The following is a 23,388-nucleotide window of genomic DNA, read 5'->3' on the forward strand; positions in this document are numbered from 1 at the left end:
AGGGCATCTCGGCGAGTGCGGTCTTCTCGCAGAGTGCCGCGCTGGTGGATGCAGCGGTCGATGAGCCGAACCTCAGAGACCGCTCAGCGCCCTGGTGCTCCGCTGCTCGTGGCCTCCACCAGGCCGCCGGTCGAGGCAGCGGCGAGGGCTTGGTCGAGATCGGCGCGCAGGTCTTCGACGTCCTCCAATCCGATGGACAGCCGCAGGATGTCCGCGCCCGGCCGGGCCTCTTCGGGAACCGGGCGGTGCGTCAGCGCCGCCGGATGCTCGATGAGCGAATCCACCCCGCCCAGCGAGACGGCGTGAGTGAACAGCCGAACCCGGTCGGTGACCCGCATCGCGTGCTCGTGACCGCCCGCGAGCCGGATGGAGATCATGGCGCCCGGCCCGCTCATCTGGCGTCCGAGGAGGCCTGCGCCGTCGCCGTCCAGACCCGGGTAGAACACCTGCCGGACTCCGGGCCGGAAACGCAGCCAATCGGCCAGTTCCGCAGCCGTTTCCTGCTGCCTCCGGACTCGGACCGGCAGCGTGGCGAGACCTCGGTGCAACAGGTACCCGGCCATCGGGTGCAGCAGTGCGCCGGTCACCGCGCGGACCCGCCGCAACGCCGCCGACCATCCCGCATCGGCCGCGATCACACCCCCGACCACATCGCCATGACCGCCGAGGTACTTCGTGGCGCTGTGCAGCACCAGGTCCGCGCCGTGCAGGGCGGGTTGCTGGAGCACGGGCGTGGCGAAGGTGTTGTCCACCAACACCGGGCACCCGGCCGCCGCGGTCGCCACGGCACCGATGTCGGTGAGCTCCAGGGTGGGATTGGCGGGTGTCTCGACCACCACCAGGCAGGTGTTCCCGGTCACCGCGTCCGCGACCTGGTGCGGTTCGCAGTAGGTGACCTCGACGTCGAGCAGCCCCGATGCGAGGAGGTGATCGGTTCCCCCGTACAGCGGCCGCACGGCCACGACGTGGCGGCCGCCGAGTTCGGCCTTGGCGGCCAGTACCACTGCCGTCATGGCGGCCATTCCGGAGGAGAACGCCACGGCATCTTCCGTTCGCTCCAGCTGCGCCAACGCCGACTCGAACCGGGCGACCGTCGGGTTCCACAACCGCGCGTACACGGCGCCGCCCTCGGCAAGCGGCCGGCCACCGCCGGCCATGGACTCGTAGGAGGCGCCACCGGTCTCGGAGTCGGGCAGCGGGTTGGTCGATGAGAGGTCGATCGGCGGGGCGTGCACGCCGAGTCGGATCAGGTCTTCCCGGCCTGCGTGGACGGCGATCGAATCGAAGGAGCGAGCGCTCTGGGTCATGCGCCGTAGGATGCAAGAAAACATCGACGTGAAGCGGAATCGACGAAGGAACCTCGGCAAAGGGCGAGATCACCGAAGATCGTGACGGAAGGTGGCGTGGTGAGGGTGGCCAGATCGAGGAATTCGCCGGAGCAGGCCGGGCTGGACGCCACCGATCTGGAGATCCTGGCCGAGCTCGCGGCCGACGGCCGCATCACCAACGCCGCGCTGGCCGCGCGGGTCGGCATCGCGGAATCGACCTGCATCCACCGAGTGCGCGCGCTGCGGGAGACCGGCGTCATCGCGGGGTTCCACGCACAGCTCGACCTCGCCGCGCTCGGCCTGCCGATCCAGGCGCTCATCAAGGTGCGGCTGGGCAGCCACAATCGCGACGAGGTGCTCAGATTCCACGCCAAGCTCGCGAAGATCCCCGGCATGCTGACCGCGTTCCACGTCGCGGGAGAGGACGACTACCTGCTGCACGTCGCCGTCGCGTCCCCGGAAGTGCTGCGCGACCTGGTCTTGGAACACATCAACGTCCACCGGGCCGTCCGGCAGACCGAGACCCAACTGGTTTTCAACGTTCTTCCCGGCACCGGCCCACTGGCCGCCGCCCGGCCTTGAGCGCAGCATTCCGGGCCGGATGACACCGCGTGGCACCTGCGAGCCCGCGGAATGCGCGCCGCAGCAACCTCACCGGACCAGGAACCCATGACAAACGCGCCCTGGCCAAACGTGAGAACCATTCATATACTCCTGGTCCGGTGGTGAATCGACAGGAGGCAGCATGTTGCGGTTGCCCAGGTTGTTGCTCGTCCTCGCGCTCGCATCGACCATGGTGGGCGCCGCGGCCCCGGCACAGGCCGCGCCCGCCGATCCCCCGCTGCGCATCGACGGTCGCTGGTTCGTCGACGAGCAGAACCGCGTGGTGCTGCTGCACGGCGTGAACAATGTCGACAAGGACGCCCCGTACATCGAGCCCGGCGACGGCTTCACGTTGACCGCGGACGACGCGCGATTGCTGGCTCGGCACGGGTTCAACACCGTTCGGCTCGGGGTGTCCTTCGACGGGCTCATGCCTTCCCGGGGCGACGTCGACGAGGCCTACCTCGACCGCCTCGCCGGGGTCGTCGACGTGCTGGGGGCGTCCGGGATCCACGTGTTGCTGGACAACCACCAGGACGGTCTGAGCAAGAGCTGGGGCGGCAACGGTTTTCCGGAATGGGCCATCGAGGCGCGACCGCAGTCGTGGGAGTCGAACCCGGGATTCCCCCTCTACTACCTGATGCCGAGCATGAACGCGGGCTGGGACGAGGTCTGGCACAACTCGAACGGCGCGGTCGACCACCTCGGTGACGCGCTGGCGGCCCTGGCCGCCCGGGTCGCCGACAAGCCGAACGTGCTCGGCATCGAGCTGCTGAACGAACCGTGGCCCGGAACGGCCTTCCCGACCTGCTTCCCGTTCGGCTGCCCGTTGTTCGACCGCCAGTACCAGGCCGTGCACGAGGATCTGACCGAGCGGATCCGCGAGGTTTCCCCCACCCTGCCGGTGTTCTGGGAACCCAATGTCACCTGGAACCAGACCATGCCGACCCACCTCGCCGAACCGCCGCTGACCCCACCGATCGACGACCCGAACGTCGCGTTCTCCTTCCACGACTACTGCGTGATCAGCCAGTCGGCGATCTACCTGGGAATGCCCGAGGAACTGATCGGCATGTGCCCGCTGCAGCACGACATCACCTGGGGCAACGCCGACAAGTTCACCGAACGCACCGGAACACCGGCGCTGCTCACGGAGTTCGGCGACAACGACCCCCGGGTGCTCGGCAACTCGCTGTCGCGCGCCGACGAGCGCTTCACCGGATGGCAGTACTGGCACTACGCGAGCATCAGCGGCCCGGAACCCGAAGAGGACCCGTTCCTCGGTGAGGCCGGACGCCAACTCGTGCGCACCTACCCGCAGGCCACCGCGGGCACCCCGGCCTCGATGAACTTCGACCCGGACAACGGCGCTTTCCGCTACACCTACCGCCCCAACAGCACGGCCCAGACCGAGATCTACGTGTCCGACCTGCATTACCCGGACGGCTACACCGTCTCGGCGGCCGGCGGCGAGGTCACCTCCCCACCCGGAGCACCGATCGTGACCGTGCGGGCGACCGGCAGCGAACCGGTCACGGTAAACATCCAGTAGTGGCCTGCTCCGCAGCGAGAACGCATGCCCCCCGGGCGCCGCAGGGTTCCACCTGCAGCTCGACCTCGCCGCACGCGGCCTGCCGACCGAAAGTGCCTGGTGATGATGACGGAGAGTCCATTTGTGATCCAGAATGATCGGATGGTCACCCTTGAGACTCCCCGTTTGATCCTGCGTCGCTGGCGCGAGGAAGACGTTGCGCCCATGGCTGCCGTCAATGCCGACCCCGAGGTCATGCGGTGGATCCGTGACGGCAGCGTCCGTGACGAACAGCAGACTCGTAGCGGGATCCAGGCATGGGAGAGCGAGTGGGAGTCACAGGGCTTCGGCCTGTTCGCCGTGGAGATCCGGTCCACTGGCGAGCTGGCCGGGTTCACCGGCCTTTCGGTGCCCGACTTCTTGCCGGAGGTACTGCCGGCGGTTGAGGTCGGCTGGCGGCTGGGACGTTCCCACTGGGGGCAGGGCTTGGCCACCGAGGCCGCAGCGGCCGCCGTGCGGTTCGGGTTCGAAGAGCGAGGGCTGGAGCGGATCGTCAGCATCGCTCAAGTGGGCAACGACGCCTCCGAACGGATCATGACCAAGCTGGGGATGCATCCGGTCCGCGAGACCGTCAATCCCACCTGCGGTCGGCGAGTACGGGTGTTCGAGTTGTCGTCGGACCAGTACGTCGCAACCACTCGTTGATGGCGGCTACGAGGACGGTCCTCGTAGCGGACCGCGAGTTCGGCGTACCTGGTGGCCACGGCTCGATGTCTCTTGAGGCGATTGATGCCGCACTCGACCGCGTGCCGGGCCTTGTAGTCCTTCACCAACGCCGATGGCCAGTGGTTCTGGGCGAGTGCCACCACCGCTTGGTCACGTGTCTTTCAGGATCAACAGCTCACCGTTGCCGATCGGGGCCAGAGAACCGAGGTAGCCGTCCGAGGCCGCGACCAGCCGGGTGAAGTCTTCCATCTGGTGCGCGTGGGAGATCGCGTTGTCGACGACGATCAGGCAGCCGTCCGCGAGGATCCGCTGCAGCGAAGGCCACCAGTCGGCGTACTGGCCACGATCGCTGTCCAGGAAGATGAAGTCGTACTCGCCGGCAGTGCGGGACGCGATGAATCGGCCGGCGTCGTCCGCGATCTGCCGAATGCGGGGGCGGAGCCCGGCGCGCTGGAAGTTCTGCTCGGCCATCGCGATCTTGTGCGGCGCTCGTTCAATCGTCGTGACCGTGCCGTCCTCGCCCACCGCGTCGGCGAGCCACAGCGTCGAGTAGCCGTTGGACGTCCCGATCTCCAGCACGTTCTCGCACTTGCCGACCTTGACGAGCAACGCGAGGAACTTGCCGGTGTCGTGGGTGATGTTCAGCATCTTCCGGCTTCGGTCGCCGGTCACCGCATCGTTGGTCTCGCCGAATTCTTCCAACTCCCGCAGGAGCTCGGTCAGCCCTTTTTCCACGTTGCTCCCCCTCCTCGCTCCACGGCGTCTCCGGTGCCGGGTCGAGTATTCCTCGGTCGAGGGGTGGAGATCGCAGAGCTCGGCCATCCGGCGCCGGCACTTGCCCCCCTCGGGATGCGGCGCAGCCCACCATGGGAGACCGATGGATCATCGACGAACGGGGCGTACTCGGCAGTAAATTTCGCCACGGCATTCCCAAATCCTGAAATGCGCTGTGATTCACACTACAAAGCCTGCGCGTGCCCGCGGTGCTTTTCACGGCAATTCACCGAAATCGCCGATGATCGCCGGCGAAATGCCGTTGGGCGCAAGGGAACTGCTGTGACCGGTGCGGCGAACGTGGTGACATCTCCCGGAGATGGAAGAATGCCGGTCATGGCAGTTGCAGGTGACGAGCCCGAATCGGCCCGGATCGTCCGACACATCCGCGACGAGATCCTCGACGGCATCCGGAAGCCGGGGAGCAAGCTCGTCGAGCGCGACCTGGCCAACGAGCTGGGCGTGAGCCGGGTTCCGGTGCGCGACGCGTTGAAAACGCTCGTGGCCGAGGGCCTCGTGACGCCCCGGCCTCGGACCTGGGCGGTCGTGCGGGAGTTCACGCCCACCGACATCGCCGACATCAACGAGGTCCGCTCCGCGTTGGAGGTGCTCACGTTCAAGCTCGCCGCGCAGCGCCACACCCGCGAGGGCCTGGCCCGGCTCCGCGCCGCGCTGGACGCCGAGTTCGAGGCGGCGCGCGTCGACAACGCCATCGCCGCGCGCCGGTCGGCGGCGGACTTCCACGAGATCGTCACCGAGCTGGCGGGAAACCACCTGCTGAACGAGCTCGGGCAGACGATGCGCAGCCGGATCCGGTGGTTGCTGGTCCAGCACGACGATCTGATGCGCGTGGCCGAGGAACACCGGACGCTGTACGACGCGATCGCTCAGCGGAACGTGGCGCTGGTCGGCGAACTCGTGCTCGACCACATGGAGACCGGACGGTACCTGCACGGCACCCATGACGCGGCGGCGCGGCCGGAATCGAACTGACCCGACCGGGGGCCCGGACTCCTCCATCGCGGCCGGGCCCCCGCTTCGTCGTTCCTAGGCGTAGACGATGCCTTCGGCGACCTCGCCGCGGATCTCGGTGCCGACCTCGCGGGCCAGCAGATCGTCGAGCCGGTCGAGCGGGCCGATCAGCGCGCGCCCACCGGCCCGCGCCACGCGGATCGCGGCGTCGACCTTCGGCTTCATCGAGCCTTCGGCGAACGCGAGGGCCGAGATCGCGTCGGCCGAGGCGGTGAGGATGTTGCGCTGCTCGGGCGTTCCCCAGTTCTCGCTGACGAAGTCGCCGTCGGTGAGCATGATGAGCGTGTCGGCTTCGAGCTCGGCGGCCAGCGCGGCGCTCGCGAGGTCCTTGTCGACCACCGCCTGCATGCCCGTCTGGCGCCCCTTCTGGTCGGCCCTGACGGGCACCCCGCCGCCACCGACGCACACCACGAGCCGATCGTTCTCCAGGAGCAGCCGGACCATCGGCGCCTGCACGACGCGAACCGGGTCGGGCGACGGGACGACTCGCCGGAAGGCTGCGCCGTCGCGGGCGATCGTCCAGCGGTACTCGGCCGCGGCTTCCGCCGCGTCCTGCGCGGAGTAGGTCGGGCCGATGAGCTTCGTCGGCCGGTCGAAGGCCGGGTCGTCCTCGTCCACGACCGTCGTCGTGAGCACCGCCGCGACCTCGCGTTCGCCGGCGAGGGCGTTGGTGAGCTCCTGCTGGATGACGTACCCGATCATGCCCTGGGTTTCGGCGCCGAGGATGTCCAGCGGATAGGCGGCGACGTCCTGGTAGGCGAGGTTCTGCAGCGCCAGGAGCCCGACCTGCGGGCCGTTCCCGTGGGTGATGACGACCTCGTTCTCGCGCGCCAACCCGGCCAGCGCCTGGCAGGTCGACTTCACATTCGCCCGCAGCCGGTCGGCCGTCATCGGCTCCCCGCGCCGGGCCAGGGCGTTGCCGCCCAACGCCACAACAACTCGCATGCCTACGTCTCCTTCAGTGCTTTGAGCTGCGACTCACGCGAACCTGCTGCCGCGAATATTGATAATGGTATACCATTTGTGGAAGGCTGTGCGGCCCGGCGACTCCGAAAAGCAAGCAGGGGTGATCCCGATACTCATGCTCCGTACCACTGCCGGCGCACTCTCGATCGACGCGGAGGCCGCCGACCACCTCGCCGCGAACCCCGGGCCCGGCCGCGTGCATTCGGTCTTCAACCGCGTGGTGAACGTGCTATCCGGCAACAACGAGCTCATCGCCCTGTGCGCCGGAGAACTGGACGACGCGCCCTGGAGCATGCGCGTCGACGTTCCACATTGGACGGAATGGCGGCTCTCCGCGGGCGATGGCGTCCGGCTCTCCTCCGCGGCGATCGTGTTCGAGGGCCGTGCTCCCGGGGTCGTCCGGATCGCCGAAGCAGCCAAATGGTATACAAATTACGTTCCGGTCGATATCGGGCATGGCGAACTGGGACGACGCGCGAAGGCACTCGCCGCGCTGCTCGACGTCCACGGCGTCCGGGGCGAGGCGCTCACGGCTTTCGAGGCCGAGGTCCGGAACTGCCTGGCGCAGGCGTGCACCGCGCTGGTCGCCGCCATTCGTCGCGGGGATGCCGCGGGCGTGGCCGGCGCCGCGACGAGCCTGCTCGGCCTCGGCCCCGGGTTGACCCCGGCCGGCGACGACTTCCTCACCGGCATGGCCCTGCTGGCGGCGCAGCCGCGCAGCCGCCTATCCTGGATCGCTCCGTTCATCGGACGGGTCCTCGACGACGGCCTGGAGCGGACCACCCTGCTGAGCCGCACCACGCTTCGCGAGGCACTTCGCGGGCGCGCCCGGCAATGCCTGCTCGACCTCCTGCCCGTCCTGCTCGCCCCCGACCCCGACGGGCGCCTGGAGGAGCGACTTCGGATCCATGCCGGACCGGTGCTCGGCATCGGCCACACATCCGGAACCGACATCCTGTCCGGCCTGCTGGCCGGACTCCGCTTGGAAGACGAACTGAGAGGTTTCATGTGACTGTCACGACATTGATCAAGGAGAACACCTACTTCGACTCGGTGTCGCTGATGTCGATCTCGACGAAGGCGAACAAGATCGACGGGGTGGAGCAGGCCTTCGTCGCGATGGCGACCGAGATGAACAAGGGGGTGCTGAAGAACCTCGACCTGCTCACCCCGGAGCCGGCGGCCGCGGGCAACGGCGACCTCATGATCGTCGCCGTGACCGCCGGCGGGGTGGCCACCGACGACGTGATCGCCCAGATCGAGGACCTGCTCATCCGCAAGGCGCCGGTCGGTGGCGAGGCGGCGATCACCTACCGCACGATCGCCTCGGCGGCGGCCGGGGAGCCGGGCTCGAACCTCGCGATCCTCGCGGTGAACGGCGCGTACGCGGCGCGTGAGGCGCGCAAGGCGCTGGAGAACGACCTGCACGTGATGATGTTCAGCGACAACGTCAGCGTCGAGGACGAGATCGAGCTGAAGACCCTGGCCCACCAGAAGGGCCTGCTGATGATGGGCCCCGACTGCGGCACGGCCATCATCAACAACGTCGGGCTCTGCTTCGCCAACGCGGTCCGCCCCGGCACGATCGGCATCGTCGCCGCCTCCGGCACGGGTTCGCAGGAGGTGAGCGTGCGCATCCACGCGCTCGGCGGCGGGATCTCGCAGCTCATCGGCACCGGCGGCCGCGACCTGTCCGCCGAGGTCGGCGGCATCATGATGATCGACGGCATCCGCGCCCTCGCCCAGGACCCGCGGACCGAAGCCATCGTGCTGGTGTCCAAACCCCCGGCGCCCGAGGTGGAGAAGAAGGTCCTCGCGGAGATCGCGACGGCCGGCAAGCCCGTCGTCGTGTACTTCATCGGCGGTTCCGAGCAGGCCGTGACCGCCGCCGGGGGCCACTTCGCGTCGAGCAGCCAGGACGCGGCGCTGCAGGCGGTCCGCCTCTCGGCCATCCCGGACGCGGTGGTGCCGGAGCTCGACACCGCCCGCGTGGCCGAGGTGCGCGGCGAGCTCGGCGCGGATCAGCGCTTCGTGCGCGGCCTGTTCTGCGGCGGCACGCTGTGCGACGAGTCGATGTACGCGCTGCTCGACGACGGCGAAAAGGTCTTCAGCAACATCCAGAAGAACGCGGACTTCGTCCTGCGCGCCGCGGACGCCAGCACCGGCCACACGTTCCTGGACTTCGGCGACGACGAGTTCACCAACGGCCGCCCGCACCCGATGATCGACCCATCGCTGCGGCTGGAGCGCCTGGTCCGGGAGGCCGCGGACCCGACCGTCGCCGTGATCGTCATGGACTTCGTGCTCGGCTTCGGCGCGCACGAGGACCCGGTCGGCGTCACCCTGCCGGCCATCGCCGAGGCCAAGCGGATCGCCGCCGACGCCGGCCGCCACCTGGAGATCGTCGGATACGTGCTCGGCACCGACATCGACACGCCGTCGCTGGCCGCGCAGGTGGCCGCCCTCGAAGCCGCCGGGGTCACCGTCACCCGCAGCAGCACCGAAACCGGGCAGTTCGCCCGCGCCATCATCCGGAAGGACGCCAACGCATGAGCACGCCCACCACGCAGCTGTTCGGCAGCGAGCTGAACGTCATCAACGTCGGCCTGGCGATGTTCGCCGACGACATCGCGGCGCAGGGCGGCGCCGTCACGACGCTCGACTGGACTCCGCCCGGCAACGGGAAGCCCGACGTGATCGCCGCCCTCGACCTGCTGGAGCGCCCCGAGATCGCCGCGAAGATCGAGCAGGCGAACGCCGAGGCGGCCGACCGGGTCATGAACGCCAAGCCGATGCTCGTCGGCTTCGGCCGGGCCATCGACGTCGTTCCCGGGATGACGCCGACCACCATCATCCACGCCGGCCCGCCGATCGAGTTCGAGCGGATGTCCGGCCCAATGAAGGGCGCCGTGCTGGGCGCGCTCGTGTTCGAGGGGCTCGCCGCGGACCTGGCGGAGGCGGAGCAGGTCGCCGCATCCGGGCGGATCGACTTCTCGCCGTGCCACGAGCGCGACTGCGTCGGCTCGATGGCGGGCGTCACCTCCGCGTCGATGTACATGCACATCGTGCACAACGAGACGCACGGCAACTACTCCTACACCAACCTGTCGGAGCAGATGGCCAAGATCCTCCGGATGGGCGCCAACGACGAGAGCGTCGTCGAGCGCCTGATCTGGATGCGCGACGTGCTCGGCCCGATGCTCAAGGAAGCGATGGAGATCGGCGGGCCGGTCGACCTGCGCCTGCTGCTGGCGCAGGCACTGCACATGGGCGACGAGGCGCACAACCGCAACAACGCCGGAACGCTGCTGCTGTTCCAGGCGCTGGCGCCGTCGCTGCTGCGCACGAGCTTCACCACGGAGCAGAAGAAGGAGGTCTTCGACTTCATCGCGAGCTCCGACTACTTCTCCGGCCCGACCTGGCTGGCGATGGCGAAGGCCGCGATGGACGCCGCGCACGGCATCGAAGGCTCCACAGTGGTCACCACGATGGCGCGCAACGGCGTCGAGTTCGGGCTGCGGGTGAGCGGCCTGCCCGGCAACCACTGGCTCACCGGCCCGGCCCAGAAGGTCGTCGGCCCGATGTTCGCCGGGTACAAGCCCGAGGACGCCGGTCTCGACATCGGCGACTCCGCCATCAGCGAGACCTGCGGCTTCGGCGGCTTCGCCATGGCGGCCGCCCCGGCGATCGTCGCACTTGTCGGCGGCACCGTCGAGGAGGCCGTCGCCTACACCCGGGACATGGGTCAGATCACCACGGCCGAGAACCCGAACCTGACGATCCCGTCGCTCGGCTTCCAGGGGCTGCCCACCGCGATCGACGTCCGCAAGGTGCTCGACACCGGGATCCTGCCGGTCATCAACACCGCCATCGCGCACAAGGAAGCCGGCATCGGCATGATCGGCGCCGGCATCACCAACCCGCCGGCCGAGGTCTTCGAGAAGGCGATCATCGCGCTCGCCGAGAAGTTCGCCCAGCAGTTCCCCCGCACAGAAAACTGATACCGCGGACATGACAAAACCATCGGGAACAGCGCAAGATGCCCACACCGGGATCGAACTGGAGTCGGAGTTCGAGCACAGCCCGGTTCCACCGTCCCACCGGAAGTCGCTCCTGACGGTTTCGGCCGTCTGGTTCGGATTCCCCATGATCCTGACCAACGCCGTGCCCGGTGGCCTCGTGGTCGCCCTGCTCGGCTTCTGGCGAGGACTGGCCGCGATCCTGGTGGCCAACGTCATCATGTTCGCCTACGTCAGCCTGCTCAGCTACCGGGCCGGGCAGACCGGCAAGAGCTTCTCGCTCCAGGCGACCGAGACGTTCGGAACCGCCGGGTACGCGATCGCCTCCGGCTTCCTGTCCACAGTGGTCGTCGGCTGGTTCGCCTTCAACACGGGCGCGACCGGGGCGAGCCTCAACGAGGCGTTCGGCTGGAACGAGACCCTCGTGGCAGGCGCGGCCGGCATCGCCTTCATCGCCGTGACCTACCTCGGCATCAAGGCGCTCTCCTGGCTCGGGGCGATCGCGGCGCCGCTGTTCATCATCGCGGCCGGGACCGCCATGGTCGTCGCGGCGAGCAACGGCGACTTCGGGCGGATCACCGAATTCCACGGGGCCGGCGGCGGCGCCATGACGTTCGGGGTGGCGGTCACCACGATCATGGCGACCTTCGCCGACTCCGGCACCATGACGGCCGACTTCACCCGGTGGTCGAAGAACGGCCGCCAAGCCGTGTGGGCCACGGCCACGGCGTTCCCCGTGGCGAGCCTCGTCGCGCAGCTCAGCGGCGGCGTCCTCGTCGCCGCCGGCGCGATCGCCTCGGCCGAAACCGCCGGCGGTGACTTCACGCCCATCCTCATCGGCGTGGGAAGCCCGGTCCTCAACGTGCTGGTCGTCGTGTTCGTGGTGATCAACCTGGGTTCGGTCTGCACCCACTGCCTCTACAACGGGGCGCTGGGCTGGTCGCACCTGGTCCGCTCGAAGATGCGGCTGCTCACCCTCGTCCTCGGCGTGATCGGCGTGCTCGTGGCGCTGCTCGGAGCCTGGGACTACTTCGTGAACTGGCTGTCGATCCTCGGCGTCCTGGTGCCGCCGCTGGGAGCGGTGCTCATCGCGGACCAGATCATCCTGCGCGGCCGCCTGGCCGGCCGCGCCGAGACCAGGTTCCGCCCGACGGCGTTCATCGCATGGGCGGCCGGTGCGGCGGTCGCCCTGCTCGTGCACGTGGTCGCGCCGTCGTTCTCGGACGCGGTGGTCGGCCTGCTGGTGGGCCTCGTGGTCTACCTGGCGGTAGAACTACCGCGGAAGCAAGCTCGGCAGGCGTGAGGAGAGGGCCCCGACGGGGCCCTCTCCTCATTCCGGACGCGGAAAGCGAGCTCCTCGCGCACCGAAAGCACCGAACCGCGCACGACGCGGAACAGCCGCGGCGCGTAGACGATCCCGATGCCGACCATCGCGTTGACCAGCTCATCGCCGCGCCGGCTCCGTCGACACCACGCGGCTGGAGAACGAGCTCGTGGCGATGATCACCGGCTACCTCCGCACGAGCCGGTGAAGCCGGCCTGGCTCAACGGCGCCCCATGGCGCGCTTCATCCGCCGTGCGGGAGGCTCCACAAGTGGAGTGCGGTCCGGTCCTCGGCCCCGGTGTACCAGGTGCCGCGCCCCGCGGAGCGGGGAGAACCCGAAATGGGGAAGGGGTAGTCGACCCGGCCGCGCAGGGTCATCGTGCGCGCGTCGACGAGCCAATGGCGCGGATCCGCAGCGCTCTCGATCCCGGCCACGATGGTGTCGTCGTCCGGGAAAGCTGCCTCGTAGTCCCAGCAGGGACGGTCGTCGCCGCTCTGCGGCACCGCGTCTGCGGCGTTCAGCCGCCCCAGCTCCACGCCATCCTCCGCCCGGCGCAAGTAGAGGGCCCACTGCCCTGGATCCGTCGCGACGAGGTGTTCCCCGGATGGGCTCACCGCGAGGAAGACCTCCTCGACGAACCGCTGGATGCTGAACTTCGTCCCGTCCCAGCGTCCCCACAGCACGGGCGAATCCTCGTCGCCCTCACCGACGGTCAGCGCCATGTACGCGGGATTCGGGTGCGGGGAGTGGAAGGAGCCCGATCCCACGGTCATCGTCTCGGCACGAGCCAGCACCCTGCCGTCGGCGGGATCGAGGATCAGCCACTCCTCCTCGACGTCCTCTCCCGCGTAGTTGCGGACGTGGGCCCACAGGAGCTTGCCGTCCGAGGAAAAGGCGGCCGATCCGCTGTCGGCATGGCCGTGGTAGTAGTCGGCGGCGTACTCGGCGAACGACGTGTGGGCGTCGGTGCACACCGCAGCCGACCAGCAGCCGTGCCGAACCTCCCACCGCACGGCGCCGGTCGGATCCACCGCTCGCAGCGCGTGCACCCCGGCGAACACGGCGAGATCGGCCTCGGGAGAGACCGCCACCGAGCCGAAACGGCGCGGCCACGGCGCCGGGAAGCGAACCTCTGCTCCCGGACCGTCCAGGTCGCGGACGACCAGCTCGGCGTCCCCGCGCTGCACCAGCAGCTTGCGCCCGGGCCAGTGCCGCACTTCTGGCGCGTCCGCGGACACCGGGTCCAGCGGAGCATCGACAGTGGCGACGAGACGAGCCGCGTACTGCGCAGCACTCGCGCGAGCGGAATTCGTTGGCATGCCGGTATCTATACCTGAACCGCTGGGCGACCGGTACGTCGCGCGAGCCCCGGCTGCCCACTCATGGCCTTGCCACAGCGGGATGTTGCCGAGCGAGCTGCGTCCGGTCGGCGATGCGGCGGGTCGATGGCGTCCGGAATGTCGCACTCGACGGTTGCGCGGAGCTGGCGGGCGTCGGGCTCAAGCCGCACGTGGTCGAGACGTGGAAGCCGGCACCACGACGATCGTCCGGGCAGAAACCCGGGAATCGCGCAGATCAACTCCGCCAGCGCCCCCTGCTTCGCCGGGACCATCGCGACCGGTAGCTTCACCTGTGCACTGTTGACCATCACGATCACACGGCCGCCGGGCCGGCCGTCCTGCACCGCGGGGCGCCGGATGGAGCGGCTGGACAGGAGCCTGTCGTGAGCACCGCACTGATCATCGGGGACGTCCAGCGGGGCATCACGAGCGGCTACCCGTTCGCCAGGCAGGTCATCCCGCCGCTCACCGAACTGCTCCCGCGCGCCCGCGCGGCCGGTGCTCTCGTCGTGTTCGTGCGCTTCGCCGTCCGGAGCAACGGGGCCGACTTGCCGCCGGGCAACGCGATGTTCAGGACGTTCCACGAAGCCGGGGACACCTTCCACGAGGGATCGGCCGGAACCGAGATCGATCTGCCGGTCGCCGACGAGGACGTCGTCGTGCTGAAGCGCCGCGCCAGCGCCTTCGCCGGCACAGATCTGGACCTCGTGCTCCGCGCTGCCGGCGTCGGCACTCTCGCGATCGCCGGAGTCGCGACCAGCGCAATGGTGGCTGCGACGTGCTACGACGCGGCGGATCGCGGCTACGAATTGACCGTGCTGCGGGACGGTTGCGCCGACGACGACCCGGCAATGCACGACTTCTTCATGGACGCCGTCTTCCCCAGTCGGGGATTCGAGGTCGTGCCCTGCGCCGGTTGGTCGTAGGACTCCGCCCCGGGCTCGGCCGCCGCTCGTGGTTCACGGGAGTCCGAGCGTTGCCGAGCCCACCTCGACCCAGCCGGTTCGGTTGAAGCGAAAGCCATCCGGCAGACGGACGGGCGAAACCTGTTGCGGCTGCTGGCTGCGCCAGCACGTGAACACGTGCGGCTGGTGCCCGCGTCCGTCTCGGCGCCACGCCTCGTCCAGATTCATGACGCGGCCGTGGAAAACGACATCGTCGACGGTCAACAGGGATCGAATGGCCCGGGTGCTGCGCGGTCGGTGAGCGATTACTCCTGCCCGGCTCCTTGCGATCGCCCGCGTCGCGGGCGATCGCAAGGAGCAGTCACGCGACCAGGCGCAGCCAGGCCGCCGCGAGTGCGGCGTGACCGGCCGGCGTCGGGTGCACGCCGTCCGCTGCCCAGTACTCCGGCTCGGTAGTAGCGGCGAGCGCGGCGAACATGCCGTCTGCGGCAAGCAGGTTCGCGCCGTACTTGCGGGCGAGCTCGCGGACCACCTGGATCTTCGGGTTCAGGTCGGCGCGCCATTCCTTTCGCTCGTCCTCCCCGATGAGCGCGGCACCGGCCTCGACGACGCCGTGGATCGGCAGGAGGAACGGCTCGATGAGGATCAGCTCCGTGCCCGCCGCGGCGAGGGGCGCGAGCAGGCGGTCGTAACCCGCTTCGAACTCCTCCACGGGGATCACGTACCCCTCCGGATCCAGCGCGTGCCAGCCCATGTCGTTGACCCCGACGAGGATCGACACCACGTCCGGGCGCGCGTCGAGCACGTCCGCCTGCCAGCGGGCTTCGAGGTCCATCACCTTGTTGCCGCCGATCCCGGTGTTCAGCCAGGTCACTCGGCGGTCCGGATGCCGGAGACCCCACTCGCCCGCGATGCGCAGCGGGTAGCCGAACCCGAGGCCGTCTTCGCTGTCCAGCCGTTGGCAGTCGGTGATCGAATCGCCGGTGAACACCACGGTGCTCCCCGGTCGGAGGGTGATCGTCATGCGTACTCCTCGAAATCGGTTCGGGGGAAGGAAGATTCAGCTGGCAATGGAGTGCTGCTCAGCTTTCCGGAGTGCCGAACCACTGGTTCGCGGCCCGCTCGAACGCTTTCCGGTCGAAGTCGCGATCGCCTGCCCAGGCGACGATGCCGTCCGGCCGGACGAGCACGGCACCCAGTCCGAGGTCGTTCTTCGCCGCCCCGGCCGCGTAGCGCAGCCGGCTCCCCCGGCTCGTCGCCGAATCACGGAGGCGGCGGTCGGTGCTGAAGTCCAGCACGACGCCTCGCCCGTCCTGCATCAGGTCGCCGAGGCGAGTGCCGTCTCCGAGGCGGAAGCCCGGGGCGTGGCGACCGACCAGCGGCTGCTCGCTGCCGAGGTCGTAGCGGATCGCCGAGCCCGACACCTTCTCGAACACGTAGGTCGTTCCCGCCGCGGTCCCGATCAGGTCGCGGATCAGTCCCTGGACCGCCTGGCCATGCGGGTCCGGCCGCATGGCCACCGCCTGGGCTCGCGTCCAGTCGAGCACCCAGGCCGCGATCGGATGGCGCTCGCGGGTGTAGGTGTCCAGCAGCCCGTCCGGCGCGTGCCCTTGGACAGTCGCCGCGAGCTTCCACCCCAGGTTCAGGGCGTCACCGAGGCCGGTGTTGAGTCCCTGCCCGCCCAGGGGCGAGTGGATGTGCGCGGCGTCGCCCGCGAGCAGGACGCGTCCCTGCCGGTAGGTCGTCGTCTGCATTGCCCGATCGGTGAAGCTGGAGACGAGATGCACCTCGTCCAACGTCACGTCGGTGCCGGACACGCGGCGCAGAACCGCCTGGAGGTGGTCGCGAGTCGGCTGCTGCGAGCGATCGAACGCGCCGCCGTCGAAGTCCATCATGCCGATGTGCCCTTCGGCGGGCATCTGCACGTACATCCCCGTCGGCGTCAGGTTGAACCCAGGGCGCAGCTTCTCGGGATCGGCGACGGTGACGAGCATGGTGTAGCCGGTGAACTGCGGCTCGGTGCCGACGAACTCGAAGCCCGCGAGCCCGCGCACCACGCTGCGTCCGCCATCGCAGCCGACGACCCAGCGCGCCGCGTACTCGTGGTCACCGGCGTGCACGACCACGCTCTCCTCGTCCCGCGCGATGGCGTCCACGGTGACGCCGCGCCTGATCTCCACGCCCAGCTTGGCGGCCCGCTCGGACAACACCGACTCGACCGCTTCGAGGCTGGTCATCAGAAAGTCCGGCGCCGGGCTGGGAAGCCGGAACGGCAGGGCAGCGACGTCGACCTTGGCCGGATCGAGCACCATGCCGGCGAAGTGACCCGCGCCGCTGGGGGGCGCCGGCTCGTCCGCGTCGGGGCCGGGATCGTCGTGGACGCCCGACGCCGCCAGCAGCGGGTGCAGCATCTCGCGGCGGTAGAACGCCTCGATCGAAGTGGCGGACAGGCCCCGCAGCCCGAGCGGGTCCGCCCGCCACGGTGAGCCGGGTTCCGGCTCCCGCTCGAGCACCAGGACGGAGCAGCCCGCGAGGCCGAGCTCGCAGGCGAGCAGAAGACCGACCGGGCCTGCGCCCACGATCACCACGTCATGCATTAGGAATCCCCTTCTGAAGCCTGTTCTCCGCGACAGGCCAAGACTTCAGCGAGCCGCTCACACGGGACGCACGCGGCGCTGACACGGGCGCTGCCCTGATGTGAAGACCCACCAATGCGTGCGCGAAGATCGGGGAATGGACGGGGGTGCGCGGCTTCGCGTCACGCTGCTCGGCGCCTTTGAGGTGTTTCGCGGTGACGCCGCCCTGCCCGTTGCGGGCGCGCGGTTGCAGGGTCTGGTCGTCCGGCTGGCGCTGGCCGGCGGCCGGGCGGTCGAGCAGGGCGCCCTGGTCGACGCGATCTGGGCCGAGAACCCGCCGGCTGGTGCCGCGCACGCCCTGCAGGCCCTCGTCTCACGGCTGCGCCGAGCCCTCGGCTCGCCCGGCGACGTCGCGCAGCTCGCGGGCGGCTACCGGCTGGCCGTGAACGCTGCCGAAGTGGACGCGCTGCGGTTCGAGCAACTCGCCGCGGACGGCCGCGACCGCCTGCGCGCCAACGACCCGAACGCCGCTGCGGCCGTGCTCGGCGAGGCCGTGGCGCTGTGGCGCGACCCTCCCGGCGCCGAACCAGCGGTCGTCGCCGCGGTAGCGCCCGCCGTCGCGACCCGGCTGGCCCACGCCTCGATCGAGGCCGTCGCCAACCTCGCCGACGCCGAGCTGACGCTGGGTCGTGCCGACGCGGCCGCCGCCCGCCTGACCGCCCTGCTCGCCGAGCACCCCGTCCACGAGCGCTCCGCCGCGCTGCTCATGGACGCGCTCGCCGCGCAGGGTCGCCAGGCCGAGGCCCTCGCCCTATATGAGCGGGTCCGCGAAACCCTGGCCGCCGACCTCGGCGCCGACCCGGGCGCCGCCCTGCGCGAGCGCCACCTGCGCCTGCTGCGCGCCGAGCAGCCCGCCCCCGCCGCGCGGACCGGGCCGGGCAACCTGCCCGCGCCGCTGACCAGCTTCATCGGCCGCGACGACGACCTCGCCCGGATCGACGCGCTGCTCGTCGCCGGGCGCCTGATCACCGTGCTCGGTCCCGGCGGCGCCGGTAAGACCCGGCTCGCCGTCGAAGCCTCCCGCCGCCACCGGCACGAGTACCGCGACGGCGCCTGGATGATCGACCTCGCCTCGGTCACCGAACCGGCCAAGGTCGGGGCGGCGCTGCTGGCCGCGATCGGGCTGCGCGGCTCGGCGCTGTTCGAGGCTTCGGCCAAGCTGCGCGGCGACATCGTCAGCGAGCTGGACGTGCTGGCCGACCAGCTGGACGGCCGGGAGAGCCTGCTCGTGGTGGACAACTGCGAGCACCTGATCGACGCCGTGGCGCACCTGATCTCGGCGCTGCTGACCCGCTGCGCCGGGCTGCGCGTGCTGGCCACCAGTCGAGAGCCCCTCGCGGTCGACGGCGAGGCGCTGGTACCGCTCGGCCCGCTCACCCTGCCCGAGCCGGACGCGGACGCCGAGCAGGCCCGCCGCACGGCGTCGGTGCGCCTGTTCACCGAGCGGGCGGCGGCCGTGCGGCCCGGGTTCGGCGTCGACGAGCACAACCTCGGTGCGGTGCTGCGCATCGTCCGCGACCTCGACGGCATGCCGCTAGCGCTCGAATTGGCCGCGGCCCGCCTGCGCACCCTCTCGCTCGCCGACCTGGCCGCCGGGCTCTCCGACCGGTTCCGCCTGCTCACCACCGGCAGCCGGACCGCCTCCCCCCGGCATCGCACGCTGCGCGCGGTCATCGCGTGGAGCTGGGACCTGCTCGACGCGGACGCGCGGACGGTCGCGGAGCGGATCTCGGTCCTGCCCGGCGGAGTCACGCCGGCCTCGGCCACCGCGGTCTGCGCCGGCACCGCGGTGCCGGCCGGTGAGATCCCGGAGCTGCTCGCGGGCCTGGTCGACCGTTCGTTGCTGCAGCTCGCGCCGGACACCGGCCGGTACCGGATGCTGGAGACGATCCGCGAGTACGGCCTGGAGAACCTGGCCGAGCAGGGCACCCTGACCGGCGTGCGGAACCTGGCCGCCGACCACTTCGCCGAGCTGGTCGCCCGCCACGACCCGCTGCTGCGCGGCCCCGAGCAGCTCGACGCACTCCACGTGCTGCGCACCGAGTACGACAACGTGCTCGCCGCCCTGCGCCACCTCTGCGACACCGGTGACGCCGGCGGCGCGATCGGGCTCGCGGTGAACCTGACCTGGTACTGGCAGATGCTCGGCCGGCACCCCGAAGCGGCCTACTGGCTCGGCGAGGCGGTCGCGGTGCCGGCCGAGCGGCCGAGCGTGGAGCACGACATCGCGGAGGGAGTGCTGCTGCTCAACACCATCGCCACCCAGGGCCCGCTGGTCCACGACTCGATCGAGGAGCGGCAGGCGCTCACCGACCGGCTGCTGAGCTATCCGGAGTTGCCGGGCATCGGCGGCGCGCTGACCGCGGTCGGGCTGGCCTGCCTGGACGAGATCGAGGCGTCGCCGACGATCACCCGGCGACTGGTCGACGGGCCGGACGGGTGGCTGGCCGGGCTGGCGCGCATGTTCCGGGCCCAGTTCGCCGAGAATGAGGGCCGACTCGACCCGGTTCGCGGCGACGTGACCGCCGCCCTGGAGTGCTTCGCCCGGGCGGGCGACCGCTGGGGCCTGACCAGGGCGCTGCCGCTGCGCGCGTTGCTGCGGCAGTACGACGGCGACCTCGACGGCGCGCTGGCCGACCTGACCGAGGCCAAGCGGCTGGCCCGCGAGTTCGGGTCGCTCAGCCTCAGCGACGAGATCTTCATCGACCTGCGCCTGATCGATCTCCACGTGCGGCTCGACGAGACCGCGCGGGCGACCGAGATGATCGCCGCGACCCGGGAGCGCGCGCTGCGCTCGGCGACGCCCGAGATGGCGATGCTGCTCGACGCGCGGGAGGCCGGCCTGCAGGTGCGGCTCGGTGACCTGGACCGGGCGCGCGAACTGATCGAGTCGGCCGAGGCCGGGCTGTCCGGGCAACCGTCGTTCGACGACGGCGGGCAGGCGCTGGTCGGCGCGGTGCGGGGCGCGCTCTGCCTCGAACTCGGCGACGGGCCGGGCGCCGACGAGGCGCTGGGCCGGGCGTATGCGGCGGCGGTCGCCAGCAAGGACATGCCGATCGTGGCGACGGTGGCGGTGACCGTGGCCGGCCTCGCCGCGCTGTTCGGGCAAAACCGTGACGTGGCCGCCATTCTCGGCGCGGCGGCCCGCCTACGGGGCGCCCACGACCACACCGAGCCGCAGGTCCGCGCGCTGACCGGCCGCGCCCGGGCCGTCATCGGCGACGAGCGCTTCGCCGATGAGTACGAGACCGGCTGGCAACTGGACGCACCGGCGGCCCTGACCCGGACCGACCCGGCGCGGCTGCGCCGGACGCACCGGGCCCGGCCGTAATTCGCTTGATCCAGCCACGGGTCGGCGCTGCACTGTGGCGGGACACCACGAGTCGTGGTGCCGGTATCCCGGGGAGGCAGCGGCAGCAATGGAGATCCGTTCCACGACCGACCAGGACCTCGACGTCTTCGTCGACACGCTCCATGCCGCGTTCGGGCGCTTCCCGGAAACCCCGACCGATGGCGGCGGGGTCTGGTGGTCGGCGCTCGAAATGGACCGCAACCTGCTCGCCACGGCGGCGGACGGGCGGCCCGTCGGCACCGCCGGTGCGTACTCCTTCGAGCTCACCTTGCCCGGCGAGATCCTCGCCCCGGCCGCCGGGGTGACCGCCGTCGGCGTCCTGCCCTCGCACCGACGCCAGGGCGTGCTCAGCGCGATGATGCGGCATCAGCTCACCGAGCTGCGGGCCCGAGGGGAGTTCCTCTCCGTGCTGCTGGCCTCCGAGGCCGTGATCTACCGCAGGTTCGGCTACGGACCGGCGACCTACACGCAGCGGCTGGTGGTGCCGCGCCACCAGGCAGCCCTCGCCGTCCCCCGGGGGGCGCGGAGCGGCCGGCGCCCCAGCGACCGGATCGGTCGAGCTGCTGCGGCGTGCCGAGTGCGTCGAAATCCTGGCAGAGGTCTACGGCCGGTACCGCCGCGCACAGCCCGGCGCGCTGTCCCGGCCGCACCACTGGTGGGCCTTGGGCGCGGGGCAGCCCCCGGTCTCTCCGGCGCCGCGCTACGTCGCCGTCCACCGTGACGCCGACGGCGTCCCGGACGGGTACGCCAGCTATTCGCTCGGCGAGCCCGGCACTTTGACCGTCGACGAGACCGTCGCCACCGACGACGCCGTCTTCACGGCCCTGGCCCAGTTCGTGCTCGGACACGACCTGGTCTTCGAGGTCGTGTTCAAGAAGTTCCCGCCCGGGCACCCGCTGCGCTGGCAACTCGCGGACTTCCGCGCGGGCCAGGTGAGTGACGACACCGACTGGCTCTGGGTGCGGCTGCTGGACGTCCCGCGTGCGCTGACCGCGCGCGGCTGGTTCATGGACGGTGAGCTCGTCCTCGACGTCGACGATCCGTGCCTCGGCGAGCACGGCCGCTACCTGCTGACCGTCCGGGATGGCAAGGCCGACTGCGTCCCGACGGACCGGGAGCCCGACCTGTCCCTGGACGTGAGCGACCTGGGCTCGGTCTACCTCGGCGGCACCGCCCCGAGCACGCTCGTGCGTGCCGGACACATCCGGGCCCACCGCCCGGGCGCGGCGATGCTCGCTGACGCCCTCTTCAGCGCCGAGCGTTCCCCGCACTGCCTGCACTGGTTCTGACCACTCGCTCGCGGGCGGCGACGCAGGCGATCCCGTTGAACTGAGCGCGGTCGCCGACGATCTCCTCCAGCTTCGGGAGGGCCATCATTCGACGCCGCACCGCGGATATCGCGGCGCGGTACCGCGTTTCGGCGAGAACCTCGAAAATCGCGTCCCGGACCTGCGAAGGGGTTGCGGTGGACCGGTCGAGCAGCAATCCCATGCCGCGCGCGGCCATTTCCCTTCCGTTGAGCGGCTGGTCGGCGAACCACGGAAGCATCACCATCGGGGTTTCGGCCTCGATCGCTTCTCGTGATCCACCGAAACCGCAATGCGTGACGAACACGTTGGCGCGCCGGAGCACGAGTGTTTGCGGCGCGTATTCCACCACGCGGACATGGCTGGGCTGTGGGAGGTATTGGGAAACGTTGCCGCGTCCGACCGCGACGATCACGGCGCCGTCGAAACCCGCCAGGGCTTCGAGAACGGTGCGGTTCGCCCGGTGGAAACCGGCCGCCATGCCGGGCGCGCAGTTTCCGGAACTCCCGAGCATCACGTAGACCAAGGGCGTGTCGTCCGGCAGCTCACGCACCCAGCGCGGGAGCGCTTCGCGGGCCTGCCTGGGATTCTCGTGCCGGTAGGGCTGAACCGCCGGAATGGGCAGGTCTGCGAGGAAGAGTTCCCGGGGCGCGGGGGTGAGCACCACGTGGTCCAGGCTGCTCGGCGTCCGGGGTTCGGGGCCGAGGCCGAGCACCGAGCGGTGTTCGGTCAGCCTCGGGCGGATGTGATCGGCGTGGTGATCCCAGACGTTGCGCAGCAGGCCGTTGTCGGCGGAGAGGTTCCGGATTCCCAGCGACAGCGCCAGAAGCGGTCCCGCCCACTCCGCGCAGTCGTTGACGACTACGTCGGGGGCCCAGTGCCTCGCGTGTTCCAGCAGGTCCTCGAACATCGGCAGCACGCACTGTCCGGCCAGGACCTCGCCGTAGAGCACCCGGCAGAAGGCTTCGTTGCCAACCCTGGCCAAGGCCGACGTCAGCCGCCGCTCGATGTCCGGGTCCGCGGTCCAGTCAAGCCCGGCCGGCAGGTGGGGGATGCCGTACGACCTGGTCACGAGGCGCTCCATCGACGCCGCTGTCGCCAGCCGCACGTCGTGCCCGCGCCCGAGCAGTGCTCGTGCCAACGGTTCGTGCGGCCGGATGTGGGCCGGTAGGGCCAGTGACGTGAACAGGATTCTCAGCGGTCTCGCCGTGACCGCCCGCGATCCGGAGCCGGCCGTTCCCGGCAGCGGATCGGCCTCTTCAGCGACGGATGACGGATTCCCGTCTGCCGAGTTCATGCGTTATCAGCGCAGAACACGCACTGTCCTTCCGCGTGGGTTTCGTCACCAGGACCTGGCCGCGATCGACGCGATGCATCTGCGAGCATTCCTACCGGCGCTGGAGGATTGGTGGGTGCCCGCGAACCGCAGTGCTGCCTGAATACTCAGGAGTCTTGCCTCTTCTGACGCGCGATATGTCCATCTGTTGCCGGTTCGGCGCTTGGGCGCTGCACTTCGTCGCATCGATTGACAATCGTGTTGCGGT

At 70.2% G+C, this 23,388-nt stretch carries 20 protein-coding genes; 12 read left to right on the forward strand and 8 right to left on the reverse strand.

Translation table 11 applies throughout. From position 1 onward, the window contains the following. Nucleotides 1-83: 83 nt before the first annotated feature. Nucleotides 84-1,307, reverse strand: coding sequence for a trans-sulfuration enzyme family protein (locus ACWEV3_RS23555; protein ID WP_452615985.1), 1,224 nt, complete (start codon nucleotides 1,305-1,307; stop codon nucleotides 84-86). Between the two features lie 105 nt (nucleotides 1,308-1,412). Here ACWEV3_RS23555 and ACWEV3_RS23560 point away from each other — a divergent pair, with 105 nt between their 5' ends. From ACWEV3_RS23560 to ACWEV3_RS23570, 3 genes are all read left to right on the forward strand, one after another. Next, nucleotides 1,413-1,910 carry an Lrp/AsnC family transcriptional regulator gene (locus ACWEV3_RS23560; protein ID WP_452615986.1) on the forward strand — a complete coding sequence of 166 codons (498 nt, stop codon included), beginning with the start codon at nucleotides 1,413-1,415 and terminating at the stop codon, nucleotides 1,908-1,910. Nucleotides 1,911-2,073: 163 nt separating this feature from the next. Then, a complete protein-coding gene (locus ACWEV3_RS23565) occupies nucleotides 2,074-3,483 on the forward strand; it encodes an endoglycoceramidase I (protein WP_452615987.1) in 1,410 nt (469 codons plus the stop codon). A gap of 141 nt (nucleotides 3,484-3,624) precedes the next feature. Beyond that, nucleotides 3,625-4,167, forward strand: a complete 543-nt coding sequence (locus ACWEV3_RS23570) for a GNAT family N-acetyltransferase (RefSeq protein ID WP_452615988.1) — start codon at nucleotides 3,625-3,627, stop codon at nucleotides 4,165-4,167. A 171-nt stretch (nucleotides 4,168-4,338) separates the two neighbouring features. Here ACWEV3_RS23570 and ACWEV3_RS23575 read toward each other — a convergent pair whose 3' ends face one another. Then, nucleotides 4,339-4,923 (reverse strand): O-methyltransferase, encoded by a 585-nt coding sequence (locus ACWEV3_RS23575; RefSeq protein WP_452615989.1) that lies wholly within the window; start codon nucleotides 4,921-4,923, stop codon nucleotides 4,339-4,341. Nucleotides 4,924-5,298: 375 nt separating this feature from the next. Here ACWEV3_RS23575 and ACWEV3_RS23580 point away from each other — a divergent pair, with 375 nt between their 5' ends. After that, entirely contained in the window at nucleotides 5,299-5,955 is a 657-nt protein-coding gene (locus tag ACWEV3_RS23580; RefSeq protein ID WP_452615990.1) for a GntR family transcriptional regulator, read from the forward strand. A 54-nt stretch (nucleotides 5,956-6,009) separates the two neighbouring features. Here the strand turns inward: ACWEV3_RS23580 and ACWEV3_RS23585 are convergent, their stop codons facing one another. Then, nucleotides 6,010-6,939 (reverse strand): carbamate kinase, encoded by a 930-nt coding sequence (locus tag ACWEV3_RS23585; protein ID WP_452615991.1) that lies wholly within the window; start codon nucleotides 6,937-6,939, stop codon nucleotides 6,010-6,012. An 88-nt stretch (nucleotides 6,940-7,027) separates the two neighbouring features. On the opposite strand from ACWEV3_RS23585, the gene ACWEV3_RS23590 reads away from it, so the two are divergent. The 4 genes from ACWEV3_RS23590 to ACWEV3_RS23605 are packed head-to-tail and all read left to right on the forward strand — an operon-like array spanning nucleotide 7,028 to nucleotide 12,282. Then, on the forward strand, nucleotides 7,028-7,972 hold the full coding sequence (locus tag ACWEV3_RS23590; RefSeq protein ID WP_452615992.1) for a DUF2877 domain-containing protein: 945 nt from the start codon (nucleotides 7,028-7,030) through the stop codon (nucleotides 7,970-7,972). Then, complete coding sequence (gene fdrA, locus ACWEV3_RS23595) at nucleotides 7,969-9,513, forward strand: acyl-CoA synthetase FdrA (RefSeq protein ID WP_452615993.1); 1,545 nt, start codon at nucleotides 7,969-7,971, stop codon at nucleotides 9,511-9,513. Before ACWEV3_RS23590 ends, fdrA begins: the two co-directional genes overlap by 4 nt. Then, nucleotides 9,510-10,961, forward strand: a complete 1,452-nt coding sequence (locus ACWEV3_RS23600; protein WP_452615994.1) for a DUF1116 domain-containing protein — start codon at nucleotides 9,510-9,512, stop codon at nucleotides 10,959-10,961. Before fdrA ends, ACWEV3_RS23600 begins: the two co-directional genes overlap by 4 nt. Nucleotides 10,962-10,971: 10 nt before the next feature. Further along, entirely contained in the window at nucleotides 10,972-12,282 is a 1,311-nt protein-coding gene (locus ACWEV3_RS23605) for a cytosine permease (RefSeq protein ID WP_452615995.1), read from the forward strand. A gap of 264 nt (nucleotides 12,283-12,546) precedes the next feature. On the opposite strand, the gene ACWEV3_RS23610 is transcribed toward ACWEV3_RS23605, so the two are convergent. Continuing rightward, nucleotides 12,547-13,623: a hypothetical protein gene (locus ACWEV3_RS23610; protein WP_452615996.1), complete on the reverse strand. Its 1,077-nt coding sequence runs from the start codon at nucleotides 13,621-13,623 to the stop codon at nucleotides 12,547-12,549. A 404-nt stretch (nucleotides 13,624-14,027) separates the two neighbouring features. On the opposite strand from ACWEV3_RS23610, the gene ACWEV3_RS23615 reads away from it, so the two are divergent. Further along, a complete protein-coding gene (locus ACWEV3_RS23615) occupies nucleotides 14,028-14,570 on the forward strand; it encodes a cysteine hydrolase family protein (RefSeq protein WP_452615997.1) in 543 nt (180 codons plus the stop codon). 33 nt (nucleotides 14,571-14,603) lie between these two features. On the opposite strand, the gene ACWEV3_RS23620 is transcribed toward ACWEV3_RS23615, so the two are convergent. The 3 genes from ACWEV3_RS23620 to ACWEV3_RS23630 all read right to left on the reverse strand — a co-directional run bounded on the left by ACWEV3_RS23620 (nucleotide 14,604) and on the right by ACWEV3_RS23630 (nucleotide 17,146). After that, nucleotides 14,604-14,813 (reverse strand): hypothetical protein, encoded by a 210-nt coding sequence (locus tag ACWEV3_RS23620; RefSeq protein WP_452615998.1) that lies wholly within the window; start codon nucleotides 14,811-14,813, stop codon nucleotides 14,604-14,606. Between the two features lie 97 nt (nucleotides 14,814-14,910). Further along, complete coding sequence (locus ACWEV3_RS23625) at nucleotides 14,911-15,573, reverse strand: SGNH/GDSL hydrolase family protein (protein WP_452615999.1); 663 nt, start codon at nucleotides 15,571-15,573, stop codon at nucleotides 14,911-14,913. Nucleotides 15,574-15,631: 58 nt separating this feature from the next. Next, nucleotides 15,632-17,146, reverse strand: a complete 1,515-nt coding sequence (locus ACWEV3_RS23630; protein WP_452616000.1) for an FAD-dependent monooxygenase — start codon at nucleotides 17,144-17,146, stop codon at nucleotides 15,632-15,634. 136 nt (nucleotides 17,147-17,282) lie between these two features. On the opposite strand from ACWEV3_RS23630, the gene ACWEV3_RS23635 reads away from it, so the two are divergent. The 3 genes from ACWEV3_RS23635 to ACWEV3_RS23645 all read left to right on the forward strand — a co-directional run bounded on the left by ACWEV3_RS23635 (nucleotide 17,283) and on the right by ACWEV3_RS23645 (nucleotide 21,826). Continuing rightward, nucleotides 17,283-20,516 carry a BTAD domain-containing putative transcriptional regulator gene (locus tag ACWEV3_RS23635; RefSeq protein WP_452616001.1) on the forward strand — a complete coding sequence of 1,078 codons (3,234 nt, stop codon included), beginning with the start codon at nucleotides 17,283-17,285 and terminating at the stop codon, nucleotides 20,514-20,516. 88 nt (nucleotides 20,517-20,604) lie between these two features. Next, complete coding sequence (locus tag ACWEV3_RS23640; protein ID WP_452616002.1) at nucleotides 20,605-21,258, forward strand: GNAT family N-acetyltransferase; 654 nt, start codon at nucleotides 20,605-20,607, stop codon at nucleotides 21,256-21,258. Then, nucleotides 21,200-21,826, forward strand: coding sequence for a sterol carrier protein domain-containing protein (locus ACWEV3_RS23645; protein WP_452616003.1), 627 nt, complete (start codon nucleotides 21,200-21,202; stop codon nucleotides 21,824-21,826). Before ACWEV3_RS23640 ends, ACWEV3_RS23645 begins: the two co-directional genes overlap by 59 nt. Here the strand turns inward: ACWEV3_RS23645 and ACWEV3_RS23650 are convergent. Next, nucleotides 21,786-23,141 (reverse strand): glycosyltransferase, encoded by a 1,356-nt coding sequence (locus tag ACWEV3_RS23650; protein ID WP_452616004.1) that lies wholly within the window; start codon nucleotides 23,139-23,141, stop codon nucleotides 21,786-21,788. The genes ACWEV3_RS23645 and ACWEV3_RS23650 overlap by 41 nt on opposite strands. Nucleotides 23,142-23,388 lie beyond the last annotated feature (247 nt).

The sequence above is a fragment of the Saccharopolyspora sp. NPDC003752 genome, from assembly GCF_053605825.1.